General features: G+C 43.2%; 12 protein-coding genes. 7 read left to right on the top strand and 5 right to left on the bottom strand.

The features are described 5' to 3' along the window. The first annotated feature begins 127 nt into the window (after positions 1–127). Positions 128–757 carry an HD domain-containing protein gene (locus tag AK824_RS11790; protein ID WP_057761791.1) on the top strand — a complete coding sequence of 210 codons (630 nt, stop codon included), beginning with the start codon at positions 128–130 and terminating at the stop codon, positions 755–757. A gap of 94 nt (positions 758–851) precedes the next feature. Here AK824_RS11790 and asd read toward each other — a convergent pair whose 3' ends face one another. Continuing rightward, entirely contained in the window at positions 852–1688 is an 837-nt protein-coding gene (gene asd / locus AK824_RS11785) for an archaetidylserine decarboxylase (protein WP_057761789.1), read from the bottom strand. Positions 1689–1801: 113 nt separating this feature from the next. Here asd and dtd point away from each other — a divergent pair, with 113 nt between their 5' ends. From dtd to phoR, 3 genes are all read left to right on the top strand, one after another. After that, positions 1802–2254 carry a D-aminoacyl-tRNA deacylase gene (gene dtd, locus AK824_RS11780; RefSeq protein ID WP_057761788.1) on the top strand — a complete coding sequence of 151 codons (453 nt, stop codon included), beginning with the start codon at positions 1802–1804 and terminating at the stop codon, positions 2252–2254. Between the two features lie 112 nt (positions 2255–2366). Further along, positions 2367–3071 (top strand): phosphate regulon transcriptional regulator PhoB, encoded by a 705-nt coding sequence (gene phoB, locus AK824_RS11775; RefSeq protein ID WP_057761786.1) that lies wholly within the window; start codon positions 2367–2369, stop codon positions 3069–3071. Between the two features lie 58 nt (positions 3072–3129). Beyond that, entirely contained in the window at positions 3130–4221 is a 1092-nt protein-coding gene (gene phoR, locus AK824_RS11770; RefSeq protein WP_057761783.1) for a phosphate regulon sensor histidine kinase PhoR, read from the top strand. 107 nt (positions 4222–4328) lie between these two features. On the opposite strand, the gene AK824_RS11765 is transcribed toward phoR, so the two are convergent. Then, complete coding sequence (locus AK824_RS11765) at positions 4329–4919, bottom strand: M23 family metallopeptidase (protein WP_057762651.1); 591 nt, start codon at positions 4917–4919, stop codon at positions 4329–4331. Between the two features lie 197 nt (positions 4920–5116). Between AK824_RS11765 and AK824_RS11760 the strand changes: the two genes are divergently transcribed. After that, entirely contained in the window at positions 5117–5839 is a 723-nt protein-coding gene (locus AK824_RS11760) for a putative quorum-sensing-regulated virulence factor (RefSeq protein WP_057761782.1), read from the top strand. Between the two features lie 48 nt (positions 5840–5887). Here the strand turns inward: AK824_RS11760 and AK824_RS11755 are convergent, their stop codons facing one another. Beyond that, positions 5888–6733, bottom strand: a complete 846-nt coding sequence (locus tag AK824_RS11755; RefSeq protein WP_057762649.1) for an alpha/beta hydrolase family protein — start codon at positions 6731–6733, stop codon at positions 5888–5890. A 423-nt stretch (positions 6734–7156) separates the two neighbouring features. On the opposite strand from AK824_RS11755, the gene AK824_RS11750 reads away from it, so the two are divergent. Next, positions 7157–7840, top strand: coding sequence for an LOG family protein (locus AK824_RS11750; RefSeq protein ID WP_057761780.1), 684 nt, complete (start codon positions 7157–7159; stop codon positions 7838–7840). A gap of 132 nt (positions 7841–7972) precedes the next feature. Here the strand turns inward: AK824_RS11750 and AK824_RS11745 are convergent, their stop codons facing one another. Then, a complete protein-coding gene (locus AK824_RS11745) occupies positions 7973–9592 on the bottom strand; it encodes an FAD-dependent oxidoreductase (protein ID WP_057761778.1) in 1620 nt (539 codons plus the stop codon). Positions 9593–10149: 557 nt separating this feature from the next. Between AK824_RS11745 and AK824_RS11740 the strand changes: the two genes are divergently transcribed. Beyond that, positions 10150–10587, top strand: coding sequence for a COG4315 family predicted lipoprotein (locus AK824_RS11740; RefSeq protein WP_227511169.1), 438 nt, complete (start codon positions 10150–10152; stop codon positions 10585–10587). A gap of 151 nt (positions 10588–10738) precedes the next feature. Here AK824_RS11740 and AK824_RS11735 read toward each other — a convergent pair whose 3' ends face one another. Continuing rightward, entirely contained in the window at positions 10739–11830 is a 1092-nt protein-coding gene (locus AK824_RS11735) for a GNAT family N-acetyltransferase (RefSeq protein WP_156410715.1), read from the bottom strand. Positions 11831–12060 lie beyond the last annotated feature (230 nt).

Here is a 12060-nt window from a genome sequence, read left to right as displayed (position 1 = left end):
AACGGTAATAGTCTTTTAACCATTGTTAGATATCAAACTAACTATAATACCTTAAGCAATGAAACTTAAAATCGCTAGAACTTATAACCGTTAAAACCAATTACTAGAGAAAACCAGAGAAAAAATAATGTCGCAAGCCAGCTCTATATCACTCACTCATTCCGAATCTACTTCACATATCGATATCGATGATGTCACTCATTTCTTATTGGAGTTAGATGCGCTCAAACGCGTGAATCGCCGTAGCTATGTGACACAGACCACTCGCAAAGAAAACTCTGCCGAACATTCTTGGCATTTAGCGATGGCCTGTTGGTCGATTGCTGAATTATTTGCACTAGATGTCAATCATGAAAAATTGCTGAAGATGGCGTTGGTTCATGATTTAGGTGAGATTGATGCGGGCGATACTTTCTTGTATGCCGATACGCGTACTGATGCACACGTCGAAGAGCGTGCAGGTATTGCCAGATTGCAACGTGAGCGAGGCAATGGCATTAGTGATTTAAGCGAGGTTTGGGAAGCGCAAGAAACAGGAAGCAGCAAAGAGAGTCAGTTGCTCAGAGTCGTTGATCGTTTATTGCCGTTTTTACTCAATCTGAATACCAACGGTAAAACGTGGATTGAGCTTGGCGTTACGCGCTCGCAGGTGGCGGGGGCTCATGCATTTATCAAAGACAGCTTCCCTCCTATTCATGATTGGCTGACAAAAAATATTGATTATGCAACTCATCAAGGATGGCTGATTGATGCGTAAATCTGCATAAATAACAGGCATAAAAAAAGCCCAATAAAGCATGATGATTTACGCTTAACTGGGCTGATATTTTCAGTACTTTTATACAAGCACGTTATTGGGCGTTTGCCGTTCCTAGCAACTGACCCATTTGCACGATGCTATTGGCTTGCATACTATCTAGCCAGTCAGCCTTTGCTGCTTTTGGCAATACCACGATAGCCGTTGAGCCCAAATAAAAGCGTCCAAGCTCTTCGCCTGCTGCAAACTGCATATCATGATCGGACTCGAATATGTCGTCAGTACGAGCAATTTTGCCAGTGGCGACAGTTTCAATACCAGCGACGATCATAGCACCAACCATTACGACAGCTGCTTTGCCATACTTGGTATCAAACATACAGACCAGACGCTCATTACGCGCAAACAAGTCTGGCACGTTAGCCGCCGTAGTATTGTTGACCGAAAACAGGGTGCCAGGTACATAGCGAGTCTTGGTCAACGTGCCAGTAAACGGCATATGTACACGGTGATAATTACTAGGCGCTAAGTAGATAGTCGCAAAACTACCATCAGCGAAATAACTGCCATCTTCACTATCAGCAAGCAGTTGGCCGACATCATAGTGACGACCTTTTGCCTGTAATAGCTTATGGTCTTCGATTTGTCCTAGCTGAGAGATAATACCGTCCGCAGGGCTCACGATACCATTTGCAGTGGCGTCGATAGTACGAGCGTCTTCTTTTAACTCGCGGGTAAAAAAGTCATTAAAACTCTCATAAGCGTTTAGGCTTTGGCGTTCGTACTCGTCTAAGCTGATATTATAAGCTTTGGCAAAGCTACGGATAAAGGTGCGTTTGACATAAGGGTGGCGACTGGCGGCCAAACGTCCAGCGACTTTACTGAGCTTTTGCTGCGGCACAAGCTGTTGTAAGGTGGTAAATACATTCATAATAAGGCTACCAAAATAAGGTGTAATATAAGAAATAATAGTTAAGTTAATGACGGTATTTTATCATGGACAGCATATTATTGTATGGCCATAATCTGTTAAGGAATTAGTAAATGAAAGCACTCATACAACGGGTGAAGCACGCTAGTGTGGTCGTCGATCAGCAGTGTATCGGCGAGATTGAGCATGGGGTATTGGCATATGTTGGCTTAGGGCACGAAGACGATTTTGCCGCTGCCCAGCGTATGATTGACAAAATACTGACCTATCGCATTTTTGAAAATGACGATGATCCGGCCAAATTTGGTAAACTGGATAAAAACGTTCAGCAGGTTGCTGGTGGGCTATTATTAGTTTCACAATTTACCTTGATGGCAAAAACAGACAAAGGACGCCGACCAGACTTTGGTGGTGCGATGGCACCTGCTGCGGCGCAAGCGCTATTTGAACAGTTGGTCGATTATGCCAAAACTAAGCATCCAAATGTGGCAACTGGTCAGTTTGGTGCGGATATGCAAGTGTCGAGCGTTAATGATGGGCCGCTCAATTTTTTACTAGAAATCTGATTTTAGAGTGTCATCAAGCTGTCATAATTAATCCGTTTAATAGGTAGAGACTGGTGAGTATATATCGCCTTTTTACATGCTAGATTTTGTCCTCTAACACCGAGAATGTCCTATGTATAATGAGCAAATTTTGATTGTTGAAGATGAGCCTGCGATTCGTGAAATGGTTGTCATGACGCTAGAGATGGCTGGGTTTGATAGCTTGCAAGCGGCAGATGTGTCAGAGGCGCATCAGCAAGTGGTCGATCATAGGCCGTCACTGATACTGTTAGACTGGATGTTGCCGGGTGACAAGAGCGGTGTGGATTTCTGTCGTATGCTCAAAAACGATGAGCTGCTCTCTGAAATACCAGTCATTATGCTAACAGCAAAAAGTGAAGAAGACAGTAAGGTGCATGGTCTTGATGCAGGTGCAGATGATTATATGACCAAGCCTTTTTCGACTCGTGAGCTGATTTCTAGAATCAAAGCCGTACTACGCCGCAGTAGCGCGATGAGTAGCGACAAACCTATCGAAATTGGGCAGTTAAGTCTAGATACTAAGAGTCAGCGCGTGACAGCTGCAGGTAAAATCGTTGATGTTGGGCCCACAGAGTATCGCCTATTGGCATTTTTTATGAGTCACCCTGAGCGCGCCTATACACGAACGCAGCTGCTCGATCAAGTATGGGGCGGCAATGTATATATCGAAGACCGAACCATCGATGTGCATATCAAACGTCTACGAAAATTACTGCGACCTTATGACTGTGATACATTGATACAGACGGTACGTGGGACAGGCTACCGATTTTCTAGCCTGATTGAGCCAAGTTAATCTTGTACAAATAATGCCGCAGCAATATAAAGGCCGCGGATAGTGGTAAGGATAAGAAATGGACAAGATAGCGCCAGCACAAAGTGAGCAATCAGCTTTACTAGAGCAAATATCTACTCAAAGTACAGCAGAGCAACTCAAAAAAATCGGTAGTGCACTACGAGCCCTGCGCGATGCAGTGATTTTGCTCAACAATAATGACGGCCTAGAATGGTGGAATCAGGCGGCGCAAGACTTATTGCTGCTACAGCCAGAAGATAAAGGTCAGAACATATTTGACTTTATTACTGTACCTGAGTTCCGCCAGTATTATGAAGGTACAACGATACCTAACGATGGCGTCCATATAGAATCATGGCGAGATCCTAGTCGCTACTTGAAGTGCGAACTGACGCCTTTCGGTGATGAAAAACTGCTGTTTGTATATGATGTGACCCGCCTGCGGCACTTAGAGCAGATGCGGCAGGATTTTGTGGCGAATGTCTCGCATGAGCTTAGAACACCATTGACTGTGATGATGGGCTATCTGGAGAATTTCTCCGATCAGCCAGATATGCCGCCGCAATGGCGTCGCGGTTTTGAGCTGATGACGCAGCAAACAGCCCGTATGAACAGAATCGTGAATGATTTATTGCTACTGTCTAAGATTGAAATTGAAGAGTCACACGAGCTGCATTATATAGATATGACTAAGCTACTGACCAACATCTACGACGACGCACAGGCCTACAACCAAGCATATAAACACATCATTCATTTGCATATAGATACCTATGATGGGCTGTACGGGTCAGAGATGTACTTGAATAGTGCGCTATCCAATCTAGTAATCAATGCAATCAAATATACGCCAAAGGGCGGCAATATCACTATCAGCTGGACAAGGACGTCTGATGGTTGCCGTTTCGCGGTCGAAGATGATGGGATCGGTATTGCATCAGAACATATCGCCCGTTTGACAGAGCGTTTCTATCGTATCGACAAAGGTCGTAGCCGTGCAACAGGTGGTACAGGGTTGGGATTAGCGATTGTAAAACACGTATTGCACCAGCACGAAGCGCAGTTGCAAATCGATTCAGTAGAAGGGGAAGGGTCGACATTTAGTGTGGTATTCCCCTCAAACTACGTCAGATCCGTCACAGCCAATTAATATGATTTCTGGTCTGTATTAGCGTGCGTTTCTCGGCTTAAGTTTTTTAACTAATATCAGCTCAGTGCTATTTCAAATTAGGTTAACGACATACTTTTCTGTATCCGTTAATCCTTTTGCAAAAGCGGATAAGGGTTGACCGCACTGCCATTAATATAGATACCATAGTGTACATGTGTCGGTGTTCCTTTTGCATTACCGCTATCACCCACATAACCTATCACGTCGCCCTGATTGACCCAATCATTGGGAGAGATGTCAGCATAGTCTTCTAGATGAGCGTAGTAATGTCCTGCGCCACCAGGCCCTACCACCACAACCACGCGTCCACCCAATGTGTTCTCACCAACCTTGCTTACTACGCCTTGCGTGGTCGACTGCACGGGAGTATTGCGCGGCGCAAAGATGTCGATGCCTTCGTGGGAGCGGCCTTGACTACGTGCTGCACCCCAAGTGTCTGTCAGGTTTCGTTCTGGTAGTGGACTGGGTAAGCTGTTTTCGGTCGGCAGTTCTTGTTGCAATAGACTCAGTTGCTGCCATTTGGCAACCACAAATGACTGCGTTTGTTGGCTAATACTAGGTAGTAGTTTATCGAAGACAAATAACAGTGCTAGCAATACAGTAGCCTTAATCAATAGGCTTATTAAACGACTGAAAAAAGAAGGTCTGGGAGGCTGGTTGTTTCCATCTGCTAGCATTGATGTCTCATATATATTTGATGTCATTTGAAAATTTATTATAAAAGCTTCGTCTGATAACGTATGTATCGCATTGTTATCTATCGTTTTTACCCCCATAGTTATTCTTATGGTTAAGGATATAGACAGCAAATACAGTTTTATCTACTTAACATTTCTGCTGAGCATAGACAGTTGCTACTGATGGTTAATACTTTATGAATGATGCTTTTAAGCCTACTGATATTTCTGCCACGCGCGAAACAGCGCTGGTTATCGATACCGAAACAGATCAGGGCAGTGATCCCAGACCTATCCAAGTTGCTACTATCAATGTAGCAACTGGTTTTGAGTGGATGAAATACTTTAACAGTGGTCGATCTATTTCACCCATTGTCATAAAAGTGCATGGTATTACCGATGATGATGTGGCTGGACTTGAGCGCTTTGAGTTGGAGCAGTTTGAATTACCAGAGTACTTGATTGGTCATAACGTACGTTTTGATTGGCGAGTGATTGGCAGTCCTTCTGCTAAGCTGATTTGTACGGTGAGACTTGCGCGGGCAGCCTTTCCAGAATGGCGTGCTTACGGTCAGTCTAAGTGTATCGAGCAGCTATTGGGCAAAGGTGAGGCGAGTGCAATGACGATTGCCGCTCATGATGCGCTTGGCGATGCTCGGATGTGTTATCTGCTGTATCAAGCATGCTGCGAGCGTCTAGAGATTGCGCCGACAGATTTTGCAGCGGCACATGCTATCTCTAATAAGGCGACTCCTGTGAGCAAAATGCCGTTTGGTAAGCATAAAGGCAAACCTATCAAAGACGTGCCCATCAGCTATGTTAAATGGATGATAGGCAATATTCATAATATGCAGCCGTCCCTGTATTCGGCACTGACTAAACGCTTAAAACTGGAAGAAGCCGAAAATGCAAAAAAGTAACCTGAATTATCGTGGGTCTACCATGTAGGGTGCAACATGCTGCTAAGCTTATGGTTGGTCGTGCAACCATGTCACTGCCATCTGCCATAGCTGCGGCGCTTTGATATTGGTCTTGCTGCTAAAATAGCGCATATGACCGATATGATTTAGTCCAAAATCCTCAGGGTCCAAGAAACGCTTTTCGACAGGCATTTTTGTAAATACCCTTATCATATCGTCCATGTTTTCACTGTTGGCGATATCATCATCGCTAAAGCCAAGCCATAGTGCTGGCATGCTGAGCTCATCATAGAAATGCGTATGTATGCTTTTGCCAAATGCGGTTTTGATATAGCCCGCCCCATTGCACCATTCACGCCATTGACGAGCCACGCCGCGTGGCAGTGGCTCACCCATACCGATTTTATCTGACGGCGTATAGCCCAGTGTTAAATTAGTGAACGGAATAAATGCATCCATAAAACCCATGGCTTTGAGCTTATATGGCATGCCCATATTTTTGATACGCCCTGACGAGCAAGCGACATTGAACACTGAGCCAATCGCCTGATAATTGGGCATCAAGCCAATGAGCTGACCACCTGCGCTATGACCGATAAGATGATAAGTCGCATCAGGAAACTCATCTTGTAAGGCATCAAGTACAGCTGGCATGTCGTGGCGACCCCAACTGATTAAGGAAGCGCTACATTTTGCCAGTTCGGTCGATAGTGACTCACCGATTCCTTCATTATCAAAGGTCAGCACTCCAAAGCCGCTTTCTGCTAGGTAGGTCGCAAAATTATGATAAAAGTGACGCTTAATACCTGTGGCAGGTGCCATCATGACGGCTTTTTTTGTTGCATCTTTAGGGCGATAGACCGTGGCTGCCAATGCTTGGTTGCGATCGGTCATGATGCTTAATGAGTAAGTATCAATATTGCTCGCGTCATTCGTATTGCTTTTACTAGTGAGATTGCTATTAACCACAGAGCTTGATAGCTCGGCAGTAGGAGAGGTGTTGTGATTATCCATGGGTATACCTTAGTATTTTTATTAGTAGATAATGAATATCGAACTATGATGAACAATAAATGCGCATCTTGAAAGTGTAGTCGTTGCGTAGTGATAAATCGTTGTGACTATGTGGTAGCATTGCTTATGTTAAGATAAATGCTGGCAAGACAGTTGCTCAAATATGACTTACAAGTTTTGTATAGCTTGGCTGAGTTTGTCTTATGAATCATGTGCATGACAATATAAATGATAGGTGTCGGTATGCAGCCTTCACTAATAACAAGCACTCAATAAAAACTGACAGGTAATTAAGGAAGCTATATGCAAATGAAAATCAACGATGATACTTATGACGTAATCACGAGTAAAGACATTACCAATATTGAAAAAGCAGTCGACAAGTCTGCTCTATCAATGCCGCTCGTGGCTGTGTACTGCGGTTCACGCTTGGGCAATGGTGACGTGTATGAACAGGCGGCGCGCGAGCTCGGCAGTGCTTTGGCAAATAATGGCATGGGTCTAGTATATGGTGGCGCCAGTATTGGTCTAATGGGCGCAGTTGCGGATGAAGTAATCAATGGCGGCGCGCAAGCAGTGGGCGTGATTCCAACCTTTATGCTCAAGCACGAAATCGCTCACGAGCAGCTGACTCGGTTGCATTTGACTGACACTATGCACACGCGTAAGACCGTCATGGCAGAGTATGCCGATGCCTTTATCACGTTACCGGGCGGGCTAGGAACGTTAGAAGAGATTATGGAAATCGCCACGTGGCGTCAATTGTACCAGCACGAAAAACCAATGATTATTTTGAACATCAATGGTTTTTATGACCGTATGATTGAGCATTTGAAATATACCACTGAACAAGGCTTTATGAAGCAGGAAGATTTAGACCGTCTAGTGGTGTGCAATACCATCAGCGAAGCGATCGATATGCTACAGACAGTAGTGACCATAGATGATGCTGTGGATACGGAGAAAATGGCTGGTAGTAATAGTTAAGTCGTATAGCTATTCATACACCGCAAATGCTTAAATATTAAAAACTATTGCAACAAAAGGAGTAGATAACCAAACCTCGGTTATCTGCTCCTTTTTTAGATGTATTAACAACCTATCAGCGAATCATGTCTATTAGGCATCAGCAGGCGTGAGATCGTCCAATGCTACTTCACGAATGCTATGATTAACATGAGCCATAGCGATTGGGAATCCACGCTGCTCAGCGAGCTCACGTGCAACCTCATCGACAGCGAGGCTATCGTTGTGAACAAGGTACGACCATTCATGGGCATAGCGACTACGATTCAGAGATGTATCGTTCTCTATCAAGCCTAGCTCTGTCAGCTCATTAACGATTTGATCAGCGGCAATCAAGGTCGAAGATGCTTTGACGTTTTCTGCACGGGCATAGCGTATATTAGAGTATAAACTCACATCAGCAACTCGCAGCGTATCATCCTGTCCAGGAATCTGCTGCCCACCGTATAGCGCGTTACCAACAGTACGTGCGCTGTTGAATGTTGGTACAAACTCAGCCACATACTCAATCGCTTGCTGACTACGTGCCTGTAGGGGTGCTTTATCCCAACCGTCTTCAATATAATGCACGTATTGCTGCGGTAGTTTGGGCTGCGCACTGTCTTCACTTGATGCGACAAGACCATCATCAAACAGAGTAATGGCTTTACTCATACCGTGAATTTGAAAGTATCCGCCAGGGTAAGGAGTAAGCTGCGCCATGCCTTCTGGCGTTCCTCGTTGACCATAAACGATAATCTCTGGTATCTGTCCACCAGCATCGCCCCAATGAGTCACATAAGACGATTTGAACTCAACCATACGCGTGACTTCGACACCAACCATATCGTCAATAACACCTGTACGGAACCCACAAGCATTGACTAGGTAATCAACTTCGATAGACTCAGGCTGAGAGGCATGTTCTTGACTATGGATTTGTTGATAGTCGATACGCCATTTGGTGACATGATGGTCAGCGTTGGTACAGTTCTCACAATCTACCGGTACAACTTTTTGTACAGCAGTTTCAGTAAATACGTGCGCATTATCGTATTCTTCAAGTGCAAGTTTGGCAGAAGCTGCTAGACGAAAAATATTCCAGCCATATTCTTGAACGACAATTAACGGAAATTTAACTTTGTTCAAATCTAAGTATCTAGCGACTGGAATCATCCACTCATCAACCGTACTTGGTACAGCGACTTGCTCACGTTCAGACAGCTCAATCAATTGCTCATGACTATAGAGCTGATAGTAATCTTCAGGCTCGCCCAATACCTTATTATTAGCATCTTGCTCAATCAGTTCTTGATAAGCATCGGTCAAAATATCTAAACGCGGTAGTAAATCTTCAGGCAACCCTTCATCACGTGTCGGTACGGCAAACACCGTAGGACGAACGTCAATAGTGTGCGGATACAAACGCAAAATATCGATACATTGCTTGAGCAGTGCTACGCAATCCTCGTCCGGTATTTCACGATATAAATTACCACCTGCATGCAAATGACACATAGGTGGTCCATCAATGAGAGATTTTTTCTTTTCAAACAAATAGGTCTCTAATCCTAACGCAGCAAGTCGAATTGCAATCGTCGATCCCGCAGTACCGCCGCCCAAAATGCCAACACGCTTTTTAGGTTGAATGTTTTTTGCCCCGTAAGATAACACATCAGAATGAGCGTCACGATTAAAGGATTGAGCGTAGTTTTTATCAAAAGACTGAGTCATTGTCGTCGTTGTATCCTTAATAGCGTCTGTATTAGGCCATGCTCGATATATGTATCAAATGTTCTATATTTCTTGATATGCGTGCGAAGGTAATTAAGTTCAACACACAAATCTGAACTTCAATAGTCATCTTTTCTATTGTTTAGCCATTCTTCATCTCTATAGGTTTATTTTACGAAGAACTACAGACAATATGATGGGAAATACGTAAGAAGATGCATGAGTTTTGTCAACGAGTCGCTATATGTGTGAAGTTTTTCAGAGAAACAAGTCTGTCTAAAAATAGAGTAAACGAGAGAGGTGGCAAACTTGTGAAATCAAAAACAAGGTCGTTTTATTGTTTTGTAAAATTCGACCACTTTTGTAAGCGTGTATATTGATTATCAAGATAATATAAAACCATATGCTATATTTATTTTGCTTAACAAGAAGTGTCGGTTCTGTTTTGATGACTGTTCAAAATTACAAATGTCAAAATTAACAAAAGGGACAGTCGATAAAGTAAACGACAACAAGCTTATCGCTATAAAAAATACGACTAAAATTACAAGGAAGTTATGATGAAAAATATAATGATGCTATCGGCCTTAACAGGTGTATTGGCACTAACTGGCTGTACTACTTTAAAAAACGTAGTCGGTAATGATATGTCAGGTACGCATGAAGTACAGGCAACAAGCAATAATACAGCACCAGTCACTAGCAAGAATGGGGTGCTGGTAGATGCTACCAACCATATGACGTTATATACGTTTGATAAAGATTCTATGAACCAGTCAGATTGCGGTACAGCTTGCCAAGTTGTGTGGCCAATCTTCAAAGCGCCTAGTGATGCTAAAGCCTCAGGTCAGTTCGCTGCATTTAAACGTGAAGATGGCAAATATCAGTGGGCAATGAACGGTAAGCCTTTATACTTCTATGCTAACGATACAAAAGTTGGTGACAAAGACGGTGATGATAAACTTGGCGTTTGGCACGTTATCCCAAGTAAATAACAGGTGTTAGATATAAACTGACTCGAAAACGTTGAGACAAAAAAGCAGCCCGTCCTCTATAGAGGCAGGCTGTTTTTTATTTGCTTGGGGTTACTCTTTACTGTATTAACAGTAGCGTTCATATATTCTCTAGTATTAGATGCAATCTGTACTATGTCACATTTGCTAAAGGCTCAACTTGAATAGTCTCTAGCACTTCTTCTTTGCTAGGCTGTTTTCTGTATAAGGGAAAAAAGTCTGAGAGCAGATCACTTTCCGTGAACCAGATATCCGCCACTAACTCTGTATATTTCACTACATTAACGACGAGTCTATAAGTCTTGAATAGTAACTCTTGCGAGCTAAAGCCTTTTTTATACTCATATAAAGAATCTAAATTGGAACCAACGCCGCCACCAAGATGTAGCACTTCATAACGGTTCTCTCGTCCCCAATTGCGAGCGACATGAGTGATAAGTTTAGAAGGTTGTAGATGCGTATAGGCGTTCAGCGTACCGCCAAGATGAAACTGCATAATGCCTGACTCTTGGCAGAGCGTATATATAGAAGACCCAATTGCTTTATCGTCTTGATAGGCGGTTATCAACAATATTTTTTCTTGAAGGTTTTCAAGCAAATTAAAGAAATAATCATCATCGAAGAAGTAGTAATCACTGGCCTTGACGTGTCGCATTGTCTCTTTATAAATGTCTGAAAACACCATCGCATTCTGCCGAGTTAAGAATTCTGTTTTTGTCACGACATCCATTTTTATGGCTTTTTTGATACCGCGGCGATGTCGATTTTGTGTCTCGCTCCAATGCTCTTCTTCAGACTTACTCAAATCAGACATCAAGGTCAGCCCGTGAGTCAGTGCTTTGCCAACTGTAGGTATCCATTCTTTATTAATAATCGGGTGCAACCGCATAAATAAGGACACGCAGCCTCTCTCGCAAAGAAAAGCTCTTATCTCATCTAGTAAGACGTCTAACTCGGCATCAGTAAGGGTTTTGTCCATCAACGGGCCACCGTAACCATAAGTGGAAGTAGCATCCCAGTGCTCTGAGTCAATTTGTCTAATTATGATGGGTAACAATACTTCTTTATCTTTATAGCGAGCGATGATTCCTTGAGGTTTGCCCTTGTCGATGACAGCTGAGGCCGCAATCCAACCAGATAAGTGATATATATCAAAATGATGATTTGATACCTTCTTATCCCACTCAGCATCTATCGCTATGTAATCAACTTGTACTGTATCCACGTTGCTGCTCCCTCAGTGTTGCGTTATATATTCGTAAATCCGTATATACGAATATAACAACAAAGTATGAAGCCTTCAAGTACATAAAAACCTTTTATGTAAAATAATGAATATATATGATTAGAGCGTAGAAGCATTTATAGGAAATAAAAAAGCAACCTGCCTCTATAAGTGAGGGTAGGCTGCTTTTCTCATTTTTTTCAAAAGCCGTTAGAGAGCTATAAGCTTAC

The sequence above is a fragment of the Psychrobacter sp. P11G3 genome (assembly GCF_001435845.1).
Lineage (GTDB): Bacteria > Pseudomonadota > Gammaproteobacteria > Pseudomonadales > Moraxellaceae > Psychrobacter.
Note: the sequence above shows the minus strand (reverse complement) of the source record. Positions and strands in the feature narration are given on the sequence as shown.

Bases quoted from the DNA above. Each gene is read 5' to 3' on its own strand.
- dtd (WP_057761788.1), top strand. From the start codon at position 1,802: ATGAAAGCACTCATACAACGGGTGAAGCACGCTAGTGTGGTCGTCGAT.
- AK824_RS11740 (WP_227511169.1), top strand. From the start codon at position 10,150: ATGATGAAAAATATAATGATGCTATCGGCCTTAACAGGTGTATTGGCA.
- AK824_RS11750 (WP_057761780.1), top strand. From the start codon at position 7,157: ATGCAAATGAAAATCAACGATGATACTTATGACGTAATCACGAGTAAA.
- AK824_RS11755 (WP_057762649.1), bottom strand. From the start codon at position 6,733: ATGACCGATCGCAACCAAGCATTGGCAGCCACGGTCTATCGCCCTAAA.
- AK824_RS11790 (WP_057761791.1), top strand. From the start codon at position 128: ATGTCGCAAGCCAGCTCTATATCACTCACTCATTCCGAATCTACTTCA.
- asd (WP_057761789.1), bottom strand. From the start codon at position 1,688: ATGAATGTATTTACCACCTTACAACAGCTTGTGCCGCAGCAAAAGCTC.
- AK824_RS11760 (WP_057761782.1), top strand. From the start codon at position 5,117: ATGAATGATGCTTTTAAGCCTACTGATATTTCTGCCACGCGCGAAACA.
- phoR (WP_057761783.1), top strand. From the start codon at position 3,130: ATGGACAAGATAGCGCCAGCACAAAGTGAGCAATCAGCTTTACTAGAG.
- AK824_RS11745 (WP_057761778.1), bottom strand. From the start codon at position 9,592: ATGACTCAGTCTTTTGATAAAAACTACGCTCAATCCTTTAATCGTGAC.
- phoB (WP_057761786.1), top strand. From the start codon at position 2,367: ATGTATAATGAGCAAATTTTGATTGTTGAAGATGAGCCTGCGATTCGT.
- AK824_RS11765 (WP_057762651.1), bottom strand. From the start codon at position 4,919: ATGCTAGCAGATGGAAACAACCAGCCTCCCAGACCTTCTTTTTTCAGT.